The sequence below is a fragment of the Streptococcus gallolyticus subsp. gallolyticus DSM 16831 genome (assembly GCF_002000985.1).
Classification (GTDB): domain Bacteria; phylum Bacillota; class Bacilli; order Lactobacillales; family Streptococcaceae; genus Streptococcus; species Streptococcus gallolyticus.
In genome coordinates this window covers 1,211,132-1,234,657 of the sequence record NZ_CP018822.1, presented here as the reverse complement: position 1 = coordinate 1,234,657, position 23,526 = coordinate 1,211,132, and the positions used below count along the sequence as shown (strand labels likewise).

The window sequence follows — 23,526 nt, the reverse complement described above, 5'->3', positions numbered from 1 at the left end:
ATGGTAAAAAAAGAGAAAAAGACACATCGGTTTTGGAATACTCTTAGATTGTTTTTATGTTTGCTTTTATTGATTGTTGGCATAGCTTTGATTTTTCACAAATCTATTTGTAATTTTTTGATTGGTCAAGAGTCGAATCATTATCAAATTACTAAAGTTTCTAAAAAGAAAATCAAGGAAAATGAGAGTGCTGATGTTACTTATGATTTTTCATCAGTAGAACCTGTTTCCATTCAATCTGTTTTAAAAGCTCAGGCAAATAGTGCTAATCTGCCCGTTATTGGTGGCATAGCAGTGCCAGATGTTGGTATTAATTTGCCAATTTTTAAAGGACTAGGAAATACAGAATTATCCTATGGAGCTGGAACAATGAAAGAAAACCAAGTCATGGGTGGTGAAAATAACTATGCTCTAGCTAGTCATCACGTGTTTGGTTTGGTTGGTTCTTCCAAAATGCTTTTTTCTCCTCTAGAAAACGCAAAAGTGGGAATGAAAATTTATTTAACAGATAAATCAACTATTTACACTTATGTAATTACAGAGATTGAATCAGTTACCCCAGATCGCTCAGATGTTATCAATGATACTCCTGGACAATCTCAAGTGACACTTGTTACCTGCATGGACCAAGACGCAACTGAACGTATTGTCGTTAAAGGAAATCTTGAATCTTCCGTAGCTTATAACGAGGCATCAGATGATATTCTTGAAGCATTTGAGTATTCCTATAATCAAATGACATTTTAAGGTAAAAGCTGGGACAACCCCAGCTTTTATTTCTTGTTAAGGAGAAAGGAGAAAATAATGAAATTAAATGCAGTTCACCATGTCGCACTCATTGTTTCTGACTATGAAAAATCACGTGATTTTTACGTCAATAAATTAGGTTTTGAAATTATTCGTGAAAATCATAGACCAGAGCGCCACGATTACAAACTTGATTTAAAATGTGGAACGATTGAATTAGAGATTTTCGGAAATAAGCTCAGCGATCCAGATTATGTTGCACCGCCAAAACGTGTTGGGCAACCTGAGTATCATATGGAGGCTTGTGGGCTACGTCATTTGGCTTTTTACGTCAATGATGTTGATGCTTACAAAGCTGAATTGGAAAGCATGGGAATTTATGTTCAGCCTGTGCGCTATGATGATTATACAGGTGAAAAAATGACTTTCTTTTTCGACCCAGATGGTCTGCCACTAGAATTACATGAGTAGTTTAGCAGGAGATAAAACAGTTTTTTTCAGACTGAATTCTCAATAAATGGTATAATAAGGTCTCTAAGAGAAAGGAAAATGATTAAGATGAAATTTAAAAAGACATTGATGGCTTGTGCTTTAGCAGTTTTATCTATTGTCACTGTTAATAGCGTCCAAGCGTCAAGTAACTCTGTTCAGGATGTCATTGATGAAACTTATGTTCAACCTGACTATGTTTTAGGATACTCTTTGTCAGACGACCAGCGCACACAAACGTTGGCTTTGTTAGGTTATGACAGTTCAACGGATACAAGCGTTAAGACTATTACAACAAGTGCCTATGCTAATATTATGAACGTCGCAGACGATTCTAGCTTGCAATTGTATTCATCTGTTAAAATTCAAAAATTAGGTTCTTCAGAGACTTTGACAGTTAATATTGTCACACCAGAGAATATTACAAAAGTTACCGAAGATATGTATCGAAATGCAGCTGTTACACTAGGTATTGAGCATGCAGCTATTACAGTAGCTTCACCAATCGCTGTTACAGGTGAGTCAGCGTTAGCTGGGATTTATTATTCTTTAGAAGAAAATGGTGCTGATGTTTCTGATGAAAGTAAAGAATTAGCTCAAGAAGAGTTAGAAGCTCTATCGACTATCAACTCTGAGAATCAAGGAACAGACGGTTATGATGCTGACAAGTTAAACGTTGCCTTAACCGACATTAAATCAGCCGTTGCAGATGCTGGTGATGGCGTTTCAAAAGAAGATGTTCGTAAAATCGTTGAAGAAACCCTTGATAATTATGAGCTAAAAGATGTTTTGTCAAGTGACCAAATTACCTTGATTGTTAACTTTGCTTTTAACCTTTCAAAATCAAGTATCATTGATAGCAGTAGTTTTAAATCAACACTTGCCTCTTTGAAAGATAGCATTGTTTCAAATGCAAGCTCAACATTTAAAGGAATTAATCTTAATTTTGATGCCACAGACGCTTTGGAATCAAGTAAAGGCTTCCTAGCGAACATTTGGCAAGCAATTGTTAATTTCTTTAAAAATCTATTTAACTAAGCTGTAAATTTATGATTTTCCTCGCTTTGAAAAGCGGGGATTTTTAATGTTCATTTTTTTCAAACTTTTTCCTAAAATAAGGTTGACTTTCTGATAGGCAAGTTGTAAAATTAGGTTTACACAATTCAGAATTATCTGAATATTGAAAAGTTTATTTAGAAAGAGGTCTGTTTTATGACTGAAAATATAGAACAACAATCGAATTGGCGAACTAAGCTAAAAGCGCTTGGTCCAGGTATCTTGATGGCTTCTGCCGCAGTTGGCGGCTCACATATTGTATCTTCTACTCAAGCAGGAGCTATCTATGGCTGGCAATTAGCGCTAGTGATTCTTCTCATCAATATTTTCAAATACCCATTTTTCCGTTTTGGGTCACAATATACCATGGAAAATGACAAGAGTTTGATTGAAGGATATGCTGAAAAAGGTAAAGGTTGGTTAGCGATTTTCTTTGTTTTGAATATTTTCTCAGCTATCGTTAACACAGCAGGGGTCGGTATTCTTTGTGCAGCTATTCTTTACAACATTTTTCCAAATGGATTCGGGCTAAGCATTTCTCAATTAACAACAATTATCATCGTGATTATTTGGGCAATGTTGTTGATTGGTGGTTACAAATTCCTTGATTCGTTAGCAAAATGGGTCATGACAGCCTTGACAATTGCGACTGTTGTAGCTGTGGTTATTGCTCTATTTAAACACCGTGAATACGCACCAGATTTTGAAGCTCCTACGCCTTGGCGTATGGCAGCTCTGCCATTTATTGTATCATTGATGGGTTGGATGCCTTGTCCGATTGAAATTTCAGCAATCAACTCAATGTGGTCTGTCGAAAAGCGCAAACAAGTCAAAATGTCAGAAGCAGATGCTATTTTTGATTTCAATACTGGTTATATCGGAACAGCCATTTTAGCCCTCATTTTCTGTGCTTTGGGTGCCCTTATTCAATTTGGTTCAGGTGAAGAAGTACAAAGCGCTTCAGCAGCTTACATTGCTCAATTTGTCAATATGTACGCTTCTGTTCTTGGCGAATGGTCTCGTTTCTTGATTACGCTTATTGCTTTCCTATGTATTTTCGGAACGGTTATCACAGTTATTGACGGGTATTCACGTGCGAATAACGAAGCGCTTCGTCTACTTCTTGACAAAAAGGAAGCTTCTCAAAAAGCACTTTATGGTTGGATGACATTGACAGCAGTTATTGGATTGGTCATTGTTTATCTTTTTGCTGGTAATGTTGCAACAATGCTTCGCTTTGCAATGATTGCATCATTCATCACAACGCCATTCTTTGCTTATCTTAATTATTCATTAGTAAATAACAAAGAACATCAAGTTAAACCTTGGCTTAAAAGGTTATCAATCATTGGTCTTGTTTATCTATTTGGTTTCGCTTTATTCTTTATCATCGCATGGCTAACTGGTAACGTCTAATCTTGGTTCTTTGGCTATTTATATATTTGAGCACCTCATGATTATGAGGTGTTTTTTTGTTTGCATAAATATAATTATGTAACTAAGCTCTTTTAAATCCTTTTTACTTTAAAATGAATATAGTTATGAAGTAAAAACAACTCCCTCATGATAGAAGGAGTTGTTTTGATATTAATCAATCAATGATTATTTAACGAAATCGTTGATTTCTTTTTCGATATTAGCAATTTTAGCTTCTGCATCAGCTAAGTCTGTACCAACTGTAGCGATATAGAATTTGATTTTTGGTTCAGTACCTGAAGGGCGAACAGCAATCCAAGAATCATCTGCAAGTGTGTATTTCAATACATTGCTTGGTGGAGTTGTCAATTTTTCAACGCCGTTTGCGCTTGTGGCTGTTTGAGCCAAGAAGTCTTCCGTTTTTGCAATGTCAGTTGTGTTGAATTGTGCAGGAGCATTGTCACGGAACTTATCCATGATTTTCTTGATTTCAGCAGCTCCATCAACACCGCTAAGTGTAACTGAGATTGTTTTTTCTGCGAAGTATCCGTATTCTTTGTAGATTTCTTCGATACCGTCAGCCAATGTCAAACCACGTGAGCGGTAGTAAGCTGCGATTTCAGCAACGATAAGAACAGCTTGAACGGCATCTTTATCGCGTACGAATGGTTTAATGAGGTAACCGAAGCTTTCTTCGAAACCAAACATGTAAGTATGATTGTGTTTTTCTTCAAATTCTTGAATTTTTTCAGCGATAAATTTGAAACCAGTCAAGACATTAAACATTGTAGCGCCGTAGCTTTCAGCGATTTTTGTTACCAATTCAGTTGAAACGATTGATTTTGCCAAAGCCGCATTTTCTGGAAGAGTTCCAGCTGTTTTGTGAGCCTCAAGAATGTATTTAGCGATGATAGCACCGATTTGGTTACCAGAAAGGTTACGGTATGAACCGTCTGCTTGACGAATTTCAACACCGAGACGGTCAGCGTCTGGGTCAGTTGCGACAAGAACGTCAGCGTCAACTTTGCGACCAAGTTCTTCAGCAAGAGCAAAAGCTTCTTGGTTTTCTGGGTTTGGGGATTTTACAGTAGAGAAATCTGGGTCTGGAACAGCTTGAGCTTCAACAACTTGAACTGAATCAAAACCAGCTTGAGCAAGTGCGCGACGAGCAAGCATTTCACCAGTACCATGAAGTGGTGTGTAAACAATCTTCATGTCTTTACCGTATTCATCAATCAATTTTTGGTTGATATTAACATCTTTAACTTCTTTAAGGTATTCAGCATCGACAGCTTCACCGATAACTTCGATAAGACCAGAAGCCTTGCTTTCTTCAAGGTCAGCCAATTCGATAGCAAACGGGTCTTCGATCGCACGGATAAAGTCAGTCAAAGCATCAGCGTCAGCTGGTGGCATTTGTCCACCGTCTTCACCATAAACTTTGTAACCGTTAAATGGAGCTGGGTTGTGACTAGCAGTTACCATGATACCTGCAAATGTGCCAAGATGACGAACTGCAAATGACAATTCCGGTGTTGGACGAAGTGATTCAAAAACATAAGCTTTAATACCATGTTTTGCTAAAACTTGAGCAGATTCAAATGCGAATTCTGGTGAGAAGTGGCGAGAATCGTAAGCAATCGCAACACCACGTTTTTTAACGTCTTCACCTTTAGTTTCGATGAGTTTTGCCAAACCTTCAGTTGCTTGGCGGACAACGTAGATGTTAATGCGGTTAGTACCAGCACCAATGATACCACGCATACCTGCAGTACCAAACTCAAGGTTTGTGTAGAAGGCGTCTTCTTTGGTCTTCTCATCCATGGCTACTAATTCTTCGCGGAGATAGTCAGGCAGTTCCGCAAAGTCAAGCCATTTTTGATAGTTTTCAGTGTAAGTCATAATGGAACTCCTTTTCTCTGTTCTTCTAAACGCTTTCATTATACCACTTTGTAAAAGATTTTTCTAGTCCTAATTTGAGATAAGTGAATATATTGATATATAAGGGTTTTGAGGGATTTTTTCGAAGATTACGCAAACGGTTGTTTAACCCTTGAAAACACTCACTTTTTTGTGAAAAAACTTGAAAATTTTACTAGCTTTAAGTAAAAAATCACAAGCTTTTTAGCCCATGATTTTCAACGTTAATTTTTAATTTTTTGTAAACTTGGAACAAGTGCAAGTGTTAAAATGGCAGAAATAATCATTTCAGCGATAGCATTTGTTCCGAAAACGACAGCAAGCAGAGCTTGGATATTTCCGTTATAAACGTTTGAGAAGAGTAGGAAAATGCCTCCTAAAACGAAAATGGTATTTGTCATCGAACCAATCGCACCAGCGATAACGAGTCCAGTTCTATTATGTAACCATTTATAAACAAAATAAGGTGTTATACCGATTAGAATACGTGGAACAAGAGCAATGATTAGCGAAGCAAAATTCCCGTTTTCAACAAATGGAGAAAAGAGATAACTTGTTGGTAACAATGTCAGAGTGTTTACGGTAACACTCATAATCCCCATTAATCCACCTAGGATAGCGCCAATTCGTGGTCCATAGACAATAGAAGCGATAATAACTGGAACATGCACGAGCGTAGGCTTGATTGGAACAGGCCAAAGGTTAAACACTAAGCTTGTTAGAAAATTTATCACAAGCATAATAGCAAAGAAGATAGCAATAATAGCAACATCGGTTGCTGCTTTATTTTTTTTCATAATTCCTCCTAAATGGACTGAAAAAATGTAGCATCTGGAATTTTTAGTTTTCCAAATGCCCAATTCATTATACAAATTTACAACTGTCTTGACAAGTATTGATTTTAATTTTTAGTTCTCAATGGTGTCTTGAATTTTTTGAATGATAACGTCTAATTCAGCAAGAGCACCACGTCCAACATCACCGCAGGCAAGCATGCTTGAACGCGGTTCAATTTCTTGATAACCGACTTCTTGCAAGATTTGTAAATTGCGTTGCGTTAGTGGATTGTCATACATCTTGGTATTCATAGCTGGCGCAATCAATTTTGGAGTATCTGTCGGCAAAGCTAGCGCAGTTGCTGTGACAATATTATCTGCGATACCATGAGCTAATTTAGCGATTGTATTAGCAGAAGCAGGAGCAACTACGAATAAGTCGGCTTGTTTTGCTAGTTCAATATGATTAACAACTTTTGGGTCGTCTTCCTTCATAACATCAAGATGAACAGGATTTTTTGATAAAACTTGCAATGTTAGTGGCGTTATAAATTGCGTTGCAGCTTCAGTCATTAAAACGTGCACTTGATACCCTAATTTGGTTAACTGATTGCTTAAATCAGCTGCTTTATAGGCAGAAATGCTCCCTGAAACAGCCAGTACGATTGTTTTAGTCATGATTTGTCACCCTTTCAAAAATTAATTTAGCCAGCTCAGCTTTTGTTTCGGCTTCGGTTACGTCGTTTTCACTGAGCAAATAAGCGTGGTGCTGTGTCCCATTGATTTCATTTAAATCATTGGCGACGATATAGTGTGCTTTATTTCTCTTCAAACTAGCACGCGCCACCGCAAACAATTCATCCTTGCTGACGTTAACCAACAATTTAAAGCCAATCAGCATGATATCAGGATTCCATGTTTTGACCAAACTGATAACCTTCGGTGTTTTCTTTAAAAAGAGCACTTGATAGTCTGCTTTAGATGAAATTTTTGATTCGGTATTTTGCTGTGTCAGCAAATCTGAAATATGCTCGGCATTTTCAACCTCATCTAAATCGGTCATATAGACAGGAGTGTAATCAGACACAGCCATGCTATGAATAAAAACGTCATGTGTTTTGACAAGTGGCTCTAAAGTTTCAACCAAACTGTCAACATTTGAGACGATATAGGTTGTCAAATTTGGTTGTTTTTGTGGTTTGACAGCTCCTTTGGTTGTTACTAAAGTCACCTCGTGTCCATTTTCTAAAAATATTTCTGCAATGTATTTTCCTAAACTTCCTGTTGCGTGATTAGTAATGCCACGAACAGAATCGATTTTTTCGGTTGTTCCACCAGATGTGATTAAGATTTTCATAGATTTATTGTACACAAAAACATTTTTTTCGTAAATTGTTTAATACAAAATCAAGAATTAAGTTTTCTTTTAGCTATTTTTCAGAAAATCTTTAGCCAAATTCGATAGGCTTAATTAAGCTTACGTTGCATGAAAGGAGGGGGCGATGAGGTTTCTAAAAAAACATGCTTACACTTTGTTATTTAGCACAGCTTTATTATCTGCAAATGTTTATGTTCTTTTGAAAACATTTGTGATACCATCAGCGGTAACTAAAGTTGCTGCAGAAACAAGTAGCACGACAGCATCGACAGAAACAGGCGAAGTGACGACAACAGATACTTCATATCAAGATGACAATATCTCCATCACCATTACAACAGGAAATACAAGCAATACAACGTATTATGTAGCAGATATTACACTTTCTAGTGCAGATTATTTAAAAACAGCGTTAGCACAGGACACTTTTGGGACGAATATTACAGAAACCACGTCTAGTATAGCTTCAAGTAAAAATGCCATTTTTGCCATTAACGGTGATTATTACGGCGCTAATACGTCAGGTTATGTGATTAAAAACGGTGTGATATATCGTAGCACCAATCGACAATCTGATTATGATGATTTAGCTATCTATTCAGACGGTAGTTTTGGAACGTTTAACGAAAGTGACACGACAGCGCAGGAATTACTAGACAGCGGTGTTGTCAATACCTTTGCTTTTGGTCCAACCCTTGTTTCAAATGGTCAAATTGCTGTTTCTGAATCTGAAGAAGTTGGACAAGCTATGGCAGAAAATCCACGAACAGCTATCGGAATTATCGAAACAGATGACGGTAGTCTGCATTACATCGTTATTGTTTCTGACGGTCGTACGGATGAATCAGCTGGCTTGACCTTGTATGAAATGGCAGAGCTGATGCAATCTTATGGTGTGACGACAGCTTATAATTTGGATGGTGGTGGCTCATCAACCATGTATTTCAACGGTAAAGTCATTAACAATCCAACAACAAGTGGTAACACAATAGAAGAAAGAGCGGTGAGTGACATTGTTTACATCGGTTACTAAACGAACATTTGGCAGAGCAACCCTTGTTTATCTCGGCTTAACCATTTTTTGCATTGTATTTACCATTATTTATGAAAAATTCAGTTATGGTGAATCTTCCATTTTCATGCGATTAATGTTTCTAGCACCTTTAGCAGGAGCAGTGGTCTCATTTTTATCAGGTCTTAATTTGACTTGGATAACGAAACGCGGACCATTTCTTTTATTTAATTCAAGCTTAGCTATTATTGCTAGTGCTTGCTTGGTGAGAGGCATTATCGAAGTTTCTGGACGAACGAGTTCCTATGACCAACCGTATTGGTGGGCTGCACTTGCTTTTTCAGGTTTGAGCCTAGTCATAGGATTGCTTAGCCGAGACAAAAAACAACATTAACATATCAACGGATTAAAAGAACTGAGGAATTTTATGAAAACAAAACAGACATTATTATATAGCGTATGTGCGCTTACTTTGCTAAGTTTGGGCGCGTGTTCTCAAACAAGTAGCACATCATCAACGTCAAGTTCATCATCGACAGTAGCAAGTACAACGTCAGCAAGCACTTCGACAGATGCTAATACTGATTATTTCACTGAAACTGACTTAACATCAACCTACGACGAATCATCAGCATCAACGATTAAATTATCGGATTCATCAGCCAAAGTATCTGGTGACGGTGTTAGCGTGGATGGCTCAACAGTTACGATTTCTGAAGCAGGAACTTACATTGTTTCAGGTGAAAGTGACGGGGTTCAAATCAAAGTTACTGCCGCTGACTCTGACAAGGTTCAGATTGTTCTCAACGGTGTCACAATGACAGGAAGCGATGCTTTGATTGCAGTCACATCAGCCGATAAAGTGGTGATTACATCTGCAGACGGTACAACGAATACTTTGACGGACTCTGAACATACAACAGATGATTACAGTGCAGCCATTTACAGTAAAAGCGATTTAACCTTTAACGGTTCTGGAACATTGACTGTCGAAGGTAATTATAACAATGCTATCAAGGGAAGTGACGACGTTAAATTTACAGGCGGAACGTATAATATCACATCAACCGTTAAACATGCTATTTCGGCAAATGACGCTATCGATATTTATAATTCAACCCTTAATTTAACTTCTACCGAAGATGCTATTCATTCCGATAATGACGAAGATACTTCTTTAGGAAATATCTACATTCAATCAGGAAATATTACCATTAATGCAGGTGATGACGGTATCCACGCTTCTAATGATTTTGTAATTGACGGCGGAACAATCGATATTCAATCATGTGTCGAAGGTTTGGAAGGTAAGACTATCACAATCAACGACGGTACTATCTCAATTAACGCCTCAGATGACGGTATCAATGCGACAGACTGGGCATTTACAGGTGACGAAATGGAAGCACAAGATGGCGTTCTCATCACAATCAACGGCGGGGATATTACAATCAATATGGCAGACGGTGACACAGACGGTATTGACTCAAATGGTGATTTAGTAGTTAACGGTGGAACAATTAATATCACTGGACAATCAGCCTTTGACTTCAGTGGTAATGCAACTTACAATGGCGGCACTTTGATTGTCAACGGTGAAACAGAAACAGAAATTACTGAAAGTGGACCTGGTGCCGGCGGAGGTCCTGGTGGATTTTAAGAAATAGTTTTGGGTTCACAAGAAGAAAGGAATCTCTATTATGTACATTATCATTCCAGCTTATGAACCAGACCAGCGGCTTGTTCAAGTCGTGCAAGATATCAAAGAAGAACTTCAAGCAGATATCATTGTTGTCAATGATGGTAGCGACGCTTCTTATGACACGTTTTATCATCAAGTTGAACAACTTGGGGCTACGGTGCTGATTCACCCCAACAATCTTGGAAAAGGTGCAGCGCTCAAGACAGCTTTTACGCATATTCAAACCGTATCTGTCAATAGTGATATTATGATTACGGTTGATAGTGATGGGCAACATTTAATTAAAGATATTGTCAAAGTTGCACGTGCGACGCAACATCATCCAGAAAGCATCGTCCTTGGTGCGCGTGCTTTTGTCGGAAAAGTGCCTGCTAGAAGCCGTTTTGGAAATAAAGTAACCGCTCAACTTTTCCGATTAGTGACAGGAGTAGCCATTACTGATACTCAAACTGGCTTACGTGGTTTATCGACAGAATTAATCCCTTGGCTGTTATCGCTAAAAGGCGAACGTTTCGAGTATGAATTTAATATGTTGCTTGAAGCGGATCGGAGCGGCTATGACATTCATGAAGTTCCAATCGAAACGGTCTATATCGAAGGGAACGAAAGCTCTCATTTTCGACCAATTCAAGATTCTATTCGGATTTACAGCCCGTTTTTAAAATTCTCTGGCGCGTCTATTTTGGCAGCGATAGTTGATGCATTAGCATTATTTACGCTGGTCGCTTTAACTAAAAATCTCTTAATTTCTGTTATTTTAGCGCGCCTTATCAGTGCAACAACCCAATGCTTACTAAATGCAAATCTTGTTTTCAATCGAAGTAATCCACTTTTGATCTCGATTGTTCGGTATTTCCTATTAGTCGCTGTCATTTTGACTTGTAATTATTTTATGTTAAAAGTTCTGATTAGCATTGGACTTGGTTTAATTCTCTCAAAACTTTTGACCGAGACAATCCTCTTTATCCTAAGTTATCGTGTTCAACGAAAATTTATTTTCAATTAATTTAAAATTATTTTTCTAAATTTCATAAACATAAAACACGAACATTAATATTTATTCTAAGAAATAACGTGCGTTTTTGAAAAAGTATGTTATAATATTTTTATTAATCATTAACTAACTAGAGGAGAATCCCGTGAAATCTGATATCGAAATTGCACAAAGTGTCGAACTCAAACCAATCACAGAAGTTGTTGAAAAAGTCGGTATTACATTTGATGATATTGAACTTTATGGTAAATACAAAGCCAAATTATCTTTCGATAAAATCAAATCTGTTCAAGAAAACAAACCAGGTAAATTGGTTCTTGTAACAGCGATTAACCCAACACCGGCAGGTGAAGGAAAATCAACAATGTCAATCGGTCTTGCTGATGCTTTAAATAAAATCGGCAAAAAAACTATGCTTGCTTTGCGTGAACCATCTCTTGGTCCTGTCATGGGAATCAAAGGTGGAGCAGCAGGTGGTGGTTACGCCCAAGTTCTTCCAATGGAAGATATTAACCTCCACTTTACGGGTGATATGCATGCGATTACGACGGCAAATAATGCCCTTTCAGCAATTATCGATAATCACCTTCATCAAGGAAACGAGCTTGGCATTGACCAACGTCGTATTATTTGGAAACGTGTTGTTGACCTCAATGACCGCGCCCTTCGTCATGTCACAATTGGTCTTGGCAGCCCTGTTAACGGTATTCCACGTGAAGACGGCTTTGACATCACTGTTGCCTCAGAAATCATGGCAATCTTGTGCTTAGCAACTGATATCAACGATTTGAAAGAACGTTTGGCAAATATCGTGGTTGCTTACCGTTATGACCGTACACCAGTTTACGTTCGTGATCTTAAAGTCGAAGGTGCTTTGACACTTATCCTTAAAGACGCTATCAAACCAAACCTTGTTCAAACGATCTACGGAACACCAGCTTTTGTTCACGGCGGACCATTTGCCAACATTGCTCATGGTTGTAACTCAGTTCTTGCAACAGCAACAGCGCTTCGCTTAGCTGATTACACAATCACAGAAGCAGGGTTTGGTGCTGACCTTGGTGCTGAAAAATTCCTTGATATCAAAACACCAAATCTTCCAACAACACCAGATGCGGTTGTTATTGTTGCTACAATTCGTGCCCTTAAAATGCATGGTGGCGTAGCTAAAACAGATCTTGGTGAAGAAAATGTTGAAGCGGTTCGCACTGGATTTGCTAACCTTAAACGTCACGTTGAAAATGTTCGTAAATTTGGCGTACCAGCAGTCGTAGCAATCAATGAATTTGTCGCAGATACTGAAGCTGAAATTGCTGCGCTTAAAGAACTTTGCGCTGAAATCGACGTTCCAGTAGAACTTGCTAGCGTTTGGGCAAATGGGGCTGACGGCGGTATCGACCTTGCCAATGCTGTTGTTAATGCTGTTGAAAATGGTAATGCCGATTACAAACGTCTTTATTCAGATGAAGATTCTCTTGAAGAAAAAGTCACTAAAATCGTGACTGAAATCTATGGCGGTGACAAAGTTATCTTTGGCAAGAAAGCCAAAACACAATTAAAACAATTTGCCCAATTCGGCTGGGATAAATTGCCAGTTTGTATGGCTAAAACACAATACAGCTTCTCTGATAACCAAGCACTCCTCGGAGCACCAGAAGGCTTTGATATCACAATCCGAGAATTTGTACCAAAAACTGGTGCAGGCTTCATTGTCGCTCTCACAGGTGATGTGATGACAATGCCTGGTTTACCTAAAAAACCAGCTGCACTTAACATGGACGTCGCTGAAGACGGCACAGCTATCGGATTATTCTAAAATCAACATAGTCAAAAAGTCAACCTCGGTTGGCTTTTTTTAGTTCTGGTTTTTCAATAGGAAAACGAGGTGGAAAATATGATATAATGGTTAACAAGAACAGATGAACATGGAGGTTATGATTATCGAAAATAAAAACAAAGATAAGGCTATGCGCTTGTTGGACAAGAGCCGACGTAGTTTTCTTCGAGGGATTTTTAGTCGAACAACCGTTATTTCTGTTCTCTTGATACTGCAACTATTTTTCTTGATAGCTTCCTTTGCTTGGCTTGATCAATACCGCATTTGGATGGAAATTATCGAGCGTGCTTTGGCTATTACAGCTGTTTTGTATTTGGTAAATAGTGAAATGGATGCTCTCTCGCGCGTCACATGGCTGATTTTGGTTATGATTGCGCCATTATTGGGGTCACTTTTTCTCATTTACACTAAACTTGACTGGGGCTATCGTGGGCTCAAGCAACGAATGAACGAATTGGTTGATAGCAGTGCTAAATATTTGCCAGACAATCAAGAGATTTTGAAAGTTTTAAAAGGTAACACATCGACGACCTATCATTTGGTACAATATTTTGACCGCAGCCGTGGAAATTTCCCAGCTTATCAAAATACAGAGGTCACTTATTTTCCGATTGGCGAAGCTTTTTTTGAAGAATTAAAAAAACAGCTACTTAAAGCCGAAAAGTACATTTTTATGGAATTTTTCATCATCGCTGAAGGAGTTATGTGGGGGGAAATTCTTAGTATTCTCGAGCAAAAAGTGAAAGAAGGCGTTGAAGTTCGTGTTCTTTATGACGGCATGATTGAATTTTCAACCTTGTCTTTTGACTACACACAACGTTTGAAAAAACTAGGAATTCAAGCAAAGGCATTTTCACCGATTTCACCATTTATCTCGACTTATTATAATTACCGTGACCACCGAAAAATCATTGTTATCGACGGTAAAGTCGGCTTCACAGGTGGCGTGAATTTGGCAGATGAATACATTAATAAATTAGAACGTTTTGGTCATTGGAAAGATACTGCAATCATGCTTGAGGGCGAAGCTGTTAACAGTTTTGTCGTGCTTTTCTTGCAAATGTGGTCTGTAACCGAAAAAGAATTGGTTATTGAACCTTATCTAGTTGAACATGATAAATCAAGGCGTGCCAACGGCTATGTCATTCCTTACGGAGATTCTCCTTTGGATACCGATAAAGTAGGAGAAAATGTTTATATCGACATCCTCAATCACGCCAGAGATTACGTTTATATCATGACACCTTACCTGATTTTGGATAGTGAAATGGAGCATGCTATCTGCTTTGCAGCTGAACGTGGTGTAGATGTCCGAATTATTATGCCAGGAATTCCTGACAAACCAATTCCATATGCTCTAGCTAAGACTTATTTCAGCAAACTCATGCGCTCTGGTGTTAAAATTTACCTTTATAAACCAGGTTTTGTTCATGCTAAAGTCTTTATTAGCGATGATAGCAAGGCTGTTGTTGGGACAATTAACCTTGATTACCGTAGTTTGTATCACCATTTTGAATGTGCTACCTATATGTACAAAGTTGATGCCATTCAAGATATTTATAAGGACTGTATGCAAACTCTAAAAGACTGCAAACGTGTTACCCCTGAAATGGTTAACAACCGCCCAGCACACGAAAAAATCATCGGACTCCTTGTCAAAACCATCGCACCGTTGATGTAGGAGTAACTCTTTGCAAATCTTACTATCTGTGATATACTAGTTGCATGCGATGAGCCGAATTAACTCAATTTGAGAGTTTATTTGCGCAGAGGAGGTCATTCTAGTTCGACTAGAAACGCAGGAGCGGACTTTGACAATTTGTGTGAACCTTTTTGTCACACTCGTTTGAGTGCCTCGTTTCCCTACTTTTTGGTAGGGATTTTTTTGTTGTCAAAATATTTTTAAAATTAAGTAAAATTCAGTCTTTTCTTTTACCTCAAAAAATTGTATAATGTATCTACTATAATTTTTTAGAAAATTGAGAATAGTACACTATTTTTCAGGAAGAGGTATTGAAATGGGCTATACAGTCGCTGTCGTTGGTGCCACAGGCGCCGTTGGAACTCGCATGATTCAACAATTAGAACAATCAACACTCCCTATTGACAAAGTACGTCTTTTGTCATCTTCACGTTCTGCTGGAAAAGTATTGAAGTATAAGGGACAAGATGTTACTGTTGAATTGACAACCGAAGATTCATTTGAAGGCGTTGATATTGCTCTTTTCTCTGCAGGTGGTTCTGTGTCAGCAAAATTCGCTCCATATGCTGTTAAAGCAGGAGCAGTTGTTGTCGATAACACATCATATTTCCGTCAAAATCCAGATGTGCCACTTGTCGTACCTGAAGTCAATGCTCACGCTTTGGATGCTCACAACGGTATCATTGCTTGTCCAAACTGTTCAACTATCCAAATGATGGTTGCTTTGGAACCTGTCCGCCAAAAATGGGGCTTGAGCCGTATTATCGTCTCAACATACCAAGCCGTATCTGGCGCAGGTCAATCAGCTATTAACGAAACTATTCGTGAAATCAAAGAAGTAGTCAATGACGGTGCTGAACCAAAAGATGTTCACGCTGATATTTTGCCATGCGGTGGTGATAAGAAACACTTCCCAATCGCATTTAACGCTCTTGCGCAAATTGATGTCTTTACTAACAATGACTACACTTACGAAGAAATGAAAATGACAAACGAAACGAAGAAAATTATGGAAGAACCAGACCTTCCAGTTTCTGCAACTTGTGTTCGTGTGCCAGTTCTTTTCTCTCATTCCGAATCTGTTTACATCGAAACAAAAGAAGTAGCACCAATTGAAGAAGTTAAAGCGGCAATTGCTGCCTTCCCAGGAGCTGTCCTTGAAGATGATGTTGCTAATCAAGTTTACCCACAAGCTGCTAATGCTGTTGGCAAACGCGAAACATTCGTTGGTCGTATCCGTAAAGACTTAGACGTTGAAAATGGTATCCATATGTGGGTTGTTTCAGACAACCTTCTTAAAGGTGCAGCATGGAATTCTGTTCAAATTGCTGAAACTCTCCATGAACGTGGTCTTGTACACCCAACTAAAGAACTTAAATTTGAACTCAAATAATCATAAATAACTCAAGCCAGTTTCCTAGGAGACTGGTCTTTGAGCATATTTACTGTAAACAAATCCCTAAATCTCACACAATTAACAGAATAGGAGATTACTATGGCTATTGAAGATTTAAGAAATGTAAAAATCATCACTGCGATGATTACCCCATTTAATGCCGACGGCTCAATTAATTTTGATGCTCTGCCAAAACTTGTTGAACATTTGCTTGCTCACCACACTGACGGAATCTTGTTAGCGGGAACAACTGCTGAAAGTCCAACACTAACCCACGATGAAGAATTAGAGCTTTTCGCTGCTGTTCAAAAAATCGTTAATGGTCGTGTGCCGTTAATCGCTGGTGTTGGTACAAATGACACACGTGATTCTATCGAATTTGCGCGCGAAGTAGCTGCATTTGGTGGCTTTGCTGCTGGTCTTGCTATTGTTCCTTATTATAACAAACCGTCTCAAGAAGGTATGTATCAACATTTTAAAGCAATTGCCGATGCGAGCGAGCTTCCAATTATCATTTATAATATCCCTGGTCGTGTTGTTGTTGAAATGACACCAGAAACCATGTTGCGTTTGGCTGAACACCCAAATATTATTGGTGTGAAAGAATGTACAAGCCTTGCTAATATGGCTTACCTTATCGAGCATAAGCCTGATGATTTCCTGATTTATACAGGTGAGGACGGCGACGCTTTCCATGCGATGAATCTTGGGGCTGACGGTGTTATTTCTGTTGCCTCTCACGTTAACGGTGACGAAATGCACGAAATGCTTACAGCGATTGAAAACAGCGATATTAAAAAAGCGGCAGCTATCCAACGTCAATTCATTCCAAAAGTCAATGCATTGTTCTCTTATCCTAGTCCTGCACCAGTCAAAGCGGTGTTGAATTACCTTGGATTTGAAACTGGTCCATTGCGTTTACCATTGGTATCATGCCCACCAGAAGATGCAAAACGCATTATCGACGTTGTTATTGACGGTGATGTTGAAGCTACCAAAGAAACAGTCACAGGCGTTTTGCGTCCAGATTATTAATGTAAACATAAAAATCCTCAGAAAGCTAAATTTCTGGGGATTCTTTGCATTATCAGAACTTAAACTGTTTACTGAATAGATTATTTTGCAATAATATTTAGCGTTTCTGATAGATGATTATCATTTGGAATTTGGATAAAACGCTTTTGAGGAGTTGTCAGATAACTATTTTCTAAATAATTGATTTTATTGGTAAATTTGAGTTCTCCTAAATGTCTATCTTGTGGCAATTCAATCAGAAGGTGCTGGAGCGATGCGCTGTAATGCTGAATATTTGGAAATTGTGAGAGAAGCACGGTCGTTTTAGCGACTTGTTCATGAAATACCTGACTCAGATAATTCAGATTTTTTTCAAACATGCCACTATCCAAATAGAGAGACAAGGCTTTTTGCATAATGAGATTGGTGTCATAGTCAATCATTTTTTTGTGCTCCAGAAAAGCCTGCATTAATGGCTGAGGAAGCACAATTGTCCCAAGACGCAAAGCTGGAAAAATGGTCATTGAAAATGATTTTAAGTAGATAACATGACCTGACGTATCATAATAATGCAAGGGCAAATCCGTTGATTTCGTGAAATCTCCCATGTAATCATCTTCGATGATGTAAACGTCATATTTTTGAGCTAATTCTACAATTTTTTGCTTTTCAGCTGGGGTATAAGATAGTCCGAGCGGGTTTGAAAATCGTGAAATCGTGTAGAAAAACTTGATGTCTTGCGTTTTAAACAATCGTTCTAATGCGGTCAAATCAATACCGTTAAAATCACGCTCAATCGTCTGGTAAGGAAGATTTTGTGAAGCCACCAAATCAATCATACGGTGATAAGTCGGCTGTTCTAAGAGAATCGTTGTCTTTTTATTTGGAAATGAAACTTGTGAAAGAATATAAAGCGCTTGTTGGGTTCCTGAAGTGACTAAAATATCGTTTTCCTTAGCATAAATAGCCCCTTTTTCCAAGTAGTTTTTTAAGGATAGAATCAATTCTTGCAACCCTTGTTGTTGATAGTAGTAGTTAAAAAGGTAATTTTCGCGATTAACTAACGTTTCTGTCAAACACGTCGTGAAATTCTCGTACGCCATGTTATTATATTCTGTCAAACTCAAATTAAGCGGCTCTTCTTTTTGACTTTTGCCTTCAAGAACATAATAACCGCTCTTGTTAACAGCATAGATGTAATTTTTAAATTTGAGTTCCAAGAGTGCCCGTTGTACCGTGTCTTTGCTACAATGATAGCTTTGACTAAGGGTACGAATTGAAGGGATTTTATCTCCTTTTTTTAAGATTCCAGATTCAATTTGTTCTACAATAGCCGTCATGATTTCTTGATATTTACTTGTCATAGACTGTCCCCGTACAGTTTTTAATTGTTTCTATTGTATTATAAATTGAATTTTCTTACAATATTTTTAATCTCTTAATCTAAAGATATCGCTATTTTAGAGAAAAGATTAGAAAGTTGCTTTTTATGAAGAATCCTACAAAGTCAGTTATCGTTGCCAATGATATTGTCGGTTTGGGTAAGGTCGCCTTGTCAACGGCTTTACCTGTTTTGTCAGCTTGTCAGATCGAGGTCATTCCGTTGCCAACAGTGCTTTTATCGTCGCATACAGGTGGTTTTGAAAATATTAGCATTATAGAATTGAATCAAGCGACAACAGGCTTTTTAACCCAGTGGAATACCATAAATTTTTCTGTTGATGGCTTGATGACTGGTTATTTCAACTCTCAAAAACAATTGCATCAAATAGCAGAATTTGCTAAACAAAGAAAACTGGCACGTTTTGTTGACCCTATCATGGCTGACAATGGGCGTTTGTATGCAGGCTATCAGCAAGATTTTGTGACCGTCATGCAGCAATTTTGTCAGAATGCTGATGTCATTACGCCAAACATTACTGAAGCTTGTTTACTAGCAGATGTTCCTTATCTCGGTGAAGATTATACAAGAAAAGATATTGAAGAATTGCTTTTAAGGCTTAAAAAATTTCATAATAAGCACGTGATTTTAACGGGTGTTTCTTTTGAAACAGGGCAAATCGGATTAGCACATTTCAATCAACAGAGCGGCAGCATCACTTATCATATGTCTAAAGCTTATCCGCACCATTTTTTTGGAACAGGTGATTTATTGTGTGCTGTTTTGGGAGCTGGTTATTTTCATGGCTTATCGTTGGATAAAACAGCAGAAGTAGCGCTTGATTTTATTGATAAAACCTTGCAATTGACTTTAGAGTTGAAACGAGATTTGAAATTAGGACTTTGTTATGAACCTTATTTGTTGGATTTAGCCATTCAAATGAAGCGCTTGAAGGAGGAAAAAGAATGAAACATCTCACTACACGTCAACTTGTCGAATTAAGCTTATATGCGGCTTTAATTTTCATCAGTGTCCAATTTTTGCGTATTCCTCTTGGAGCTCAATTTGTCCATTTCGGAAATGCTTTAGTGGTTGTTGCTGTTTTACTTTACGGTTCACGATTAGGTGCGCTAGTAGCAGCTATCGGACTAGGTTTATTCGATGTGTTAAATGGATACGCTGCAGAAGTTTGGATTACCATATTAGAGTCTTTGATAGTTTGTCTGGTTCTTCATTTTGTGTTTGAAAAATTAATGCACTCTGATGATAAAACGCGCAACGTTATCATTGTTGGGATAGTTGCAGCGATAACAAAAATTATTAGTAATCTTGTCAAATACACGATTATCAATAGCATTGTCGGTGGTCTCCAGTTTCAAGTCGCTTTCCTAGCAGCCTTGGTTAAAATCGGTGGCACATTCGGGTCAGCTCTGGTAACGATTATCTCTGTTCCAATTCTCTACCCAATTCTCAAACAAATCTTTTCACATCACGCACAACCCAAAACCATTTCTGAATGATTTTTCAAGCTCTTGAACAAGAGCTTTTTTACTTACTGAAAATCAACGTTTTCATAAAAGAAAGCATTGATTTAGGCTTTAAACTCATGCTATAATTGAAAAGATTATTTAAAAATTAGGCTGCTAGCGCAGCTATTTTCAATAAAAAACGAATGAAAGTATATAAGTAATGAGTATTTTAGAAGTTAAACATTTAAGTCATGGTTTTGATGAGCGCACGATTTTTGAGGATGTCTCATTTCGTCTGTTAAAAGGGGAGCATATCGGTCTTGTCGGAGCCAATGGTGAAGGAAAATCAACCTTTATGAGCATTGTTACTGGTCATTTGCAGCCAGATGAGGGAAAAGTAGAGTGGTCAAAATACGTAACGGCTGGTTATTTGGATCAACACACGGTTCTTGAGGCAGGAATGAGCGTGCGTGACGTTTTGCGAACAGCTTTTGATGAGCTTTTCAAGACAGAAGCACGTATCAACGAGATTTATATGTCTATGGCGGATGATGGCGCTGATATGGACGCTTTGATGGAAGAAGTAGGGGAACTACAAGACCGTCTGGAATCACGTGATTTTTACACCCTAGACGCTAAAATCGATGAAGTCGCGCGTGCCCTTGGTGTGATGGATTTCGGTATGGATTCTGATGTTACCGAACTTTCTGGTGGGCAACGTACCAAGGTGTTATTGGCAAAACTGTTGCTTGAAAAGCCAGATATCTTACTTTTGGACGAACCGACCAACTACCTTGATGCCGAACACATCGAATGGTTGAAACGTTATTTACAGAACTACGAGAATGCCTTTGTCTTGATTTCACATGACATTCCATTCTTAAATGATGTTATCAATATCGTTTATCATGTGGAAAATCATGATTTGGTGCGTTATACTGGTGATTATGATAATTTCCAAGCTGTTTATACCATGAAAAAAGCACAATTAGAAGCAGCTTATGAACGTCAACAGAAAGAAATCGCAGACTTGCAAGATTTTGTTAATCGTAACAAGGCGCGTGTTGCAACACGTAATATGGCAATGTCACGTCAGAAAAAATTGGATAAGATGGAACGCATCGAATTACAATCTGAAAAACCGAAACCCTCTTTTGAATTTAAAGAGTCACGTACACCAAGCCGTTTCATCTTCCAGACACAAGATTTAGAAATTGGTTATGACCACCCATTGACAAAACCACTCAATCTCACTTTTGAGCGCAATCAGAAAGTGGCTATCATTGGTGCCAATGGTATCGGTAAAACGACTTTGCTGAAAAGCTTGCTTGGTATTATCCCGCCAATTTCAGGTAGTGTTGAACGTGGCGATTACATTGAACTTGGTTATTTTGAACAAGAAGTCGTAGCAGGAAATCGTCAAACGCCGCTGGAAGCTGTTTGGGATGCTTTCCCAGCGCTCAATCAAGCAGAAGTCCGTGCAGCACTTGCACGTTGTGGATTGACTTCAAAACACATTGAAAGTCAAATTCAGGTGCTCTCAGGTGGTGAACAAGCCAAAGTTCGCTTCTGTTTATTAATGAATCGTGAAAATAACGTTCTTGTCCTTGACGAACCAACCAACCACTTGGACGTTGATGCCAAAGAAGAACTCAAACGTGCCCTAAAAGCCTACAAAGGAAGCATTCTCATGGTTTGTCACGAACCTGATTTTTACGAAGGTTGGACAGAAGTCTGGGACTTTAACGAACTTATGTAACATATAAAAAAAGAGACATTGCGTCTCTTTTTTTGATTTTCTGAACAAATTCTCCCATTCGCGACTAAAAAATGACATTTTACGACTTGGGTGATGAGTTGCTCGCTAAAATTGGTATAATAAACAAAAAAATAGATATTAATTAGATTTAGTATTTTAATACTAGATTTGTTATATGATTTAAAAGGGGGTTATCTTGCTCAGAAAATTAATCGCTGCTGGTATTTTTCTGGCATTTGGCATACGAGCCATTATATCAACAACGGGAACACTCGTCAGATTATTTTTGGTCGTTTCAACGTTGGTTCTTGTGAAAGCTATTTTTGAAGCAAAGGAAGGAAGGTAATACGATGAAAAAATCAACACAAACAGCTATTTTTTTGACATTATTTTTTCTCATTTTGTGCCTACTTAATTTTCAAAAAGAATTATCCACTCTGAAATTAATATTAAACAGTATTGGGTTAATCGGTTTTTCAATTTTATTTTTTACAGCTGTTAAAAAAGAAAGGAGGAGCGATAATGAAAGCTCTTTATAAAGGGAAAGTTGCTACCGTCTGGCAAATCAGTCAAGATAAATCTGCACAGCCTGATTGGGTAAAAGACGCTTTTGCTAAAGGTTACTTGCATTGGTTAGACAACCATCTTCGTATTTTAATGGCAGGGCTTAATCCTTCGACTACTGAAAATCTAAAAACAGGAGTAGTAGGAAGTCTTGGAGGCGGCTTTGCAGGATATGGTATGTATGAACTGGGTTATATCGGTGATTATCTTGATATTACTAATCATCGCGTAATATCCGAAAAAACGTTTGAAAGGAACTATCAAACCATTGATTAATAATCCAATTACGTTTATTCTGAAACATCGAAAATTGGTGTTATTCCTATGGCTTTCGTACTGTTTATTGATTTTAGGAATTACCTACTTAGAATTTCATCAAAGCCGTGAATGGTTTTATATCTTATACTATCTAAGCCTAATGAGTATTCCAATACTACTTTTACAAATTAAAAAATAATCCCCTGTTTTAAATACAGGGGCGTTTTTTACTCTTTATTTTTGATAATATTTTCACAACGGTCAACTAACAGAGCGAAGCGGTCTTCGGTTAATTTTTCTTTATTATAAATGCCAGATGTCGTTTCAAAAGTGAATTTTTCTGAAGCAAGTTCTTTTGATGTGGCGTGATAAATACGCCATTTATCTTTGTGATTTGAAACGGCAAGCAGAGCTTCAAGAACCAAAACAAGGCACGAAGCAATGACAGCAAGCAGTTTAAAGCAAGGAATTGGAAGGCTTGCTAAAATCGGAACAAGCGCCAAAACAATGATTTGAATCACCTTAAAAACAATAAACCATGCACGGTGAAAGTGGCTCTTTTTCTCGTAAGCAGCAATTTCTTTAGTTAAACGTTCCGCCAAGTAAGTTTCAATCGTCATTTCAGTATAATCGTTCATCTTATCTCCTTTAGTAAG

Annotated in this window: 24 protein-coding genes; 18 read left to right on the top strand and 6 right to left on the bottom strand. The window is 38.0% G+C overall.

Annotation, left to right across the window (positions count from 1 at the left end; genetic code table 11):
- The 4 genes from BTR42_RS06240 to BTR42_RS06225 all read left to right on the top strand — a co-directional run bounded on the left by BTR42_RS06240 (position 1) and on the right by BTR42_RS06225 (position 3,708).
- A complete protein-coding gene (locus BTR42_RS06240) occupies positions 1-747 on the top strand; it encodes a class A sortase (protein WP_012961983.1) in 747 nt (248 codons plus the stop codon).
- 57 nt (positions 748-804) lie between these two features.
- Positions 805-1,218, top strand: coding sequence for an SMU1112c/YaeR family gloxylase I-like metalloprotein (gene gloA2, locus BTR42_RS06235; protein ID WP_009854234.1), 414 nt, complete (start codon positions 805-807; stop codon positions 1,216-1,218).
- 87 nt (positions 1,219-1,305) lie between these two features.
- On the top strand, positions 1,306-2,274 hold the full coding sequence (locus tag BTR42_RS06230; protein WP_012961982.1) for a DUF1002 domain-containing protein: 969 nt from the start codon (positions 1,306-1,308) through the stop codon (positions 2,272-2,274).
- Between the two features lie 174 nt (positions 2,275-2,448).
- Positions 2,449-3,708, top strand: coding sequence for an NRAMP family divalent metal transporter (locus BTR42_RS06225; RefSeq protein WP_009854232.1), 1,260 nt, complete (start codon positions 2,449-2,451; stop codon positions 3,706-3,708).
- A gap of 186 nt (positions 3,709-3,894) precedes the next feature.
- Here the strand turns inward: BTR42_RS06225 and BTR42_RS06220 are convergent, their stop codons facing one another.
- From BTR42_RS06220 to BTR42_RS06205, 4 genes are all read right to left on the bottom strand, one after another.
- The gene (locus tag BTR42_RS06220) at positions 3,895-5,610 is read right to left on the bottom strand and encodes a phospho-sugar mutase (protein ID WP_077496883.1); all 1,716 of its coding nucleotides are present in this window, start codon (positions 5,608-5,610) and stop codon (positions 3,895-3,897) included.
- 242 nt (positions 5,611-5,852) lie between these two features.
- Complete coding sequence (locus tag BTR42_RS06215) at positions 5,853-6,425, bottom strand: ECF transporter S component (RefSeq protein ID WP_009854230.1); 573 nt, start codon at positions 6,423-6,425, stop codon at positions 5,853-5,855.
- 111 nt (positions 6,426-6,536) lie between these two features.
- Complete coding sequence (gene coaC / locus BTR42_RS06210; protein ID WP_077496881.1) at positions 6,537-7,082, bottom strand: phosphopantothenoylcysteine decarboxylase; 546 nt, start codon at positions 7,080-7,082, stop codon at positions 6,537-6,539.
- Entirely contained in the window at positions 7,075-7,761 is a 687-nt protein-coding gene (locus BTR42_RS06205) for a phosphopantothenate--cysteine ligase (RefSeq protein WP_077496879.1), read from the bottom strand. The genes coaC and BTR42_RS06205 overlap by 8 nt, the downstream gene beginning before the upstream one ends.
- 145 nt (positions 7,762-7,906) lie before the next feature.
- On the opposite strand from BTR42_RS06205, the gene BTR42_RS06200 reads away from it, so the two are divergent.
- The 8 genes from BTR42_RS06200 to dapA all read left to right on the top strand — a co-directional run bounded on the left by BTR42_RS06200 (position 7,907) and on the right by dapA (position 17,460).
- Complete coding sequence (locus BTR42_RS06200; RefSeq protein WP_009854227.1) at positions 7,907-8,815, top strand: phosphodiester glycosidase family protein; 909 nt, start codon at positions 7,907-7,909, stop codon at positions 8,813-8,815.
- Entirely contained in the window at positions 8,796-9,188 is a 393-nt protein-coding gene (locus tag BTR42_RS06195) for a hypothetical protein (RefSeq protein WP_012961980.1), read from the top strand. Before BTR42_RS06200 ends, BTR42_RS06195 begins: the two co-directional genes overlap by 20 nt.
- Before the next feature lie 33 nt (positions 9,189-9,221).
- Entirely contained in the window at positions 9,222-10,454 is a 1,233-nt protein-coding gene (locus BTR42_RS06190) for a carbohydrate-binding domain-containing protein (RefSeq protein WP_009854225.1), read from the top strand.
- A 40-nt stretch (positions 10,455-10,494) separates the two neighbouring features.
- A complete protein-coding gene (locus BTR42_RS06185) occupies positions 10,495-11,502 on the top strand; it encodes a bifunctional glycosyltransferase family 2/GtrA family protein (RefSeq protein ID WP_077496877.1) in 1,008 nt (335 codons plus the stop codon).
- Positions 11,503-11,635: 133 nt separating this feature from the next.
- Complete coding sequence (locus BTR42_RS06180) at positions 11,636-13,306, top strand: formate--tetrahydrofolate ligase (RefSeq protein ID WP_009854223.1); 1,671 nt, start codon at positions 11,636-11,638, stop codon at positions 13,304-13,306.
- Positions 13,307-13,415: 109 nt separating this feature from the next.
- Positions 13,416-15,008, top strand: coding sequence for a cardiolipin synthase (gene cls, locus BTR42_RS06175; RefSeq protein ID WP_174564815.1), 1,593 nt, complete (start codon positions 13,416-13,418; stop codon positions 15,006-15,008).
- A 337-nt stretch (positions 15,009-15,345) separates the two neighbouring features.
- Complete coding sequence (locus BTR42_RS06170) at positions 15,346-16,422, top strand: aspartate-semialdehyde dehydrogenase (protein WP_077496875.1); 1,077 nt, start codon at positions 15,346-15,348, stop codon at positions 16,420-16,422.
- A gap of 102 nt (positions 16,423-16,524) precedes the next feature.
- The gene (gene dapA, locus BTR42_RS06165) at positions 16,525-17,460 is read left to right on the top strand and encodes a 4-hydroxy-tetrahydrodipicolinate synthase (RefSeq protein ID WP_009854220.1); all 936 of its coding nucleotides are present in this window, start codon (positions 16,525-16,527) and stop codon (positions 17,458-17,460) included.
- Positions 17,461-17,540: 80 nt separating this feature from the next.
- Here dapA and BTR42_RS06160 read toward each other — a convergent pair whose 3' ends face one another.
- Entirely contained in the window at positions 17,541-18,803 is a 1,263-nt protein-coding gene (locus BTR42_RS06160; RefSeq protein ID WP_077496874.1) for an aminotransferase-like domain-containing protein, read from the bottom strand.
- A gap of 125 nt (positions 18,804-18,928) precedes the next feature.
- On the opposite strand from BTR42_RS06160, the gene BTR42_RS06155 reads away from it, so the two are divergent.
- The 6 genes from BTR42_RS06155 (at position 18,929) to BTR42_RS06135 (ending at position 22,888) form a co-directional block, all read left to right on the top strand.
- On the top strand, positions 18,929-19,789 hold the full coding sequence (locus tag BTR42_RS06155) for a pyridoxamine kinase (protein ID WP_077496872.1): 861 nt from the start codon (positions 18,929-18,931) through the stop codon (positions 19,787-19,789).
- The gene (locus BTR42_RS06150; protein WP_077496870.1) at positions 19,786-20,340 is read left to right on the top strand and encodes an ECF transporter S component; all 555 of its coding nucleotides are present in this window, start codon (positions 19,786-19,788) and stop codon (positions 20,338-20,340) included. Before BTR42_RS06155 ends, BTR42_RS06150 begins: the two co-directional genes overlap by 4 nt.
- A gap of 169 nt (positions 20,341-20,509) precedes the next feature.
- On the top strand, positions 20,510-22,048 hold the full coding sequence (locus BTR42_RS06145; RefSeq protein ID WP_077496868.1) for an ABC-F family ATP-binding cassette domain-containing protein: 1,539 nt from the start codon (positions 20,510-20,512) through the stop codon (positions 22,046-22,048).
- 196 nt (positions 22,049-22,244) lie between these two features.
- The gene (locus BTR42_RS12670) at positions 22,245-22,394 is read left to right on the top strand and encodes a hypothetical protein (RefSeq protein WP_014294551.1); all 150 of its coding nucleotides are present in this window, start codon (positions 22,245-22,247) and stop codon (positions 22,392-22,394) included.
- 4 nt (positions 22,395-22,398) lie between these two features.
- Positions 22,399-22,587 (top strand): hypothetical protein, encoded by a 189-nt coding sequence (locus BTR42_RS06140; protein ID WP_077496866.1) that lies wholly within the window; start codon positions 22,399-22,401, stop codon positions 22,585-22,587.
- The gene (locus BTR42_RS06135; RefSeq protein ID WP_077496864.1) at positions 22,571-22,888 is read left to right on the top strand and encodes a hypothetical protein; all 318 of its coding nucleotides are present in this window, start codon (positions 22,571-22,573) and stop codon (positions 22,886-22,888) included. Before BTR42_RS06140 ends, BTR42_RS06135 begins: the two co-directional genes overlap by 17 nt.
- A 209-nt stretch (positions 22,889-23,097) precedes the next feature.
- On the opposite strand, the gene BTR42_RS06130 is transcribed toward BTR42_RS06135, so the two are convergent.
- Positions 23,098-23,508: a DUF4231 domain-containing protein gene (locus BTR42_RS06130; RefSeq protein WP_077496862.1), complete on the bottom strand. Its 411-nt coding sequence runs from the start codon at positions 23,506-23,508 to the stop codon at positions 23,098-23,100.
- Positions 23,509-23,526: the final 18 nt, after the last annotated feature.

Bases quoted from the DNA above. Each gene is read 5' to 3' on its own strand.
- BTR42_RS06240 (WP_012961983.1), top strand. From the start codon at position 1: ATGGTAAAAAAAGAGAAAAAGACACATCGGTTTTGGAATACTCTTAGA.
- gloA2 (WP_009854234.1), top strand. From the start codon at position 805: ATGAAATTAAATGCAGTTCACCATGTCGCACTCATTGTTTCTGACTAT.
- BTR42_RS06230 (WP_012961982.1), top strand. From the start codon at position 1,306: ATGAAATTTAAAAAGACATTGATGGCTTGTGCTTTAGCAGTTTTATCT.
- BTR42_RS06225 (WP_009854232.1), top strand. From the start codon at position 2,449: ATGACTGAAAATATAGAACAACAATCGAATTGGCGAACTAAGCTAAAA.
- BTR42_RS06220 (WP_077496883.1), bottom strand. From the start codon at position 5,610: ATGACTTACACTGAAAACTATCAAAAATGGCTTGACTTTGCGGAACTG.
- BTR42_RS06215 (WP_009854230.1), bottom strand. From the start codon at position 6,425: ATGAAAAAAAATAAAGCAGCAACCGATGTTGCTATTATTGCTATCTTC.
- coaC (WP_077496881.1), bottom strand. From the start codon at position 7,082: ATGACTAAAACAATCGTACTGGCTGTTTCAGGGAGCATTTCTGCCTAT.
- BTR42_RS06205 (WP_077496879.1), bottom strand. From the start codon at position 7,761: ATGAAAATCTTAATCACATCTGGTGGAACAACCGAAAAAATCGATTCT.
- BTR42_RS06200 (WP_009854227.1), top strand. From the start codon at position 7,907: ATGAGGTTTCTAAAAAAACATGCTTACACTTTGTTATTTAGCACAGCT.
- BTR42_RS06190 (WP_009854225.1), top strand. From the start codon at position 9,222: ATGAAAACAAAACAGACATTATTATATAGCGTATGTGCGCTTACTTTG.
- BTR42_RS06185 (WP_077496877.1), top strand. From the start codon at position 10,495: ATGTACATTATCATTCCAGCTTATGAACCAGACCAGCGGCTTGTTCAA.
- cls (WP_174564815.1), top strand. From the start codon at position 13,416: ATGGAGGTTATGATTATCGAAAATAAAAACAAAGATAAGGCTATGCGC.
- BTR42_RS06170 (WP_077496875.1), top strand. From the start codon at position 15,346: ATGGGCTATACAGTCGCTGTCGTTGGTGCCACAGGCGCCGTTGGAACT.
- dapA (WP_009854220.1), top strand. From the start codon at position 16,525: ATGGCTATTGAAGATTTAAGAAATGTAAAAATCATCACTGCGATGATT.
- BTR42_RS06160 (WP_077496874.1), bottom strand. From the start codon at position 18,803: ATGACAAGTAAATATCAAGAAATCATGACGGCTATTGTAGAACAAATT.
- BTR42_RS06155 (WP_077496872.1), top strand. From the start codon at position 18,929: ATGAAGAATCCTACAAAGTCAGTTATCGTTGCCAATGATATTGTCGGT.
- BTR42_RS06150 (WP_077496870.1), top strand. From the start codon at position 19,786: ATGAAACATCTCACTACACGTCAACTTGTCGAATTAAGCTTATATGCG.
- BTR42_RS06145 (WP_077496868.1), top strand. From the start codon at position 20,510: ATGAGTATTTTAGAAGTTAAACATTTAAGTCATGGTTTTGATGAGCGC.
- BTR42_RS06140 (WP_077496866.1), top strand. From the start codon at position 22,399: ATGAAAAAATCAACACAAACAGCTATTTTTTTGACATTATTTTTTCTC.
- BTR42_RS06135 (WP_077496864.1), top strand. From the start codon at position 22,571: ATGAAAGCTCTTTATAAAGGGAAAGTTGCTACCGTCTGGCAAATCAGT.
- BTR42_RS06130 (WP_077496862.1), bottom strand. From the start codon at position 23,508: ATGAACGATTATACTGAAATGACGATTGAAACTTACTTGGCGGAACGT.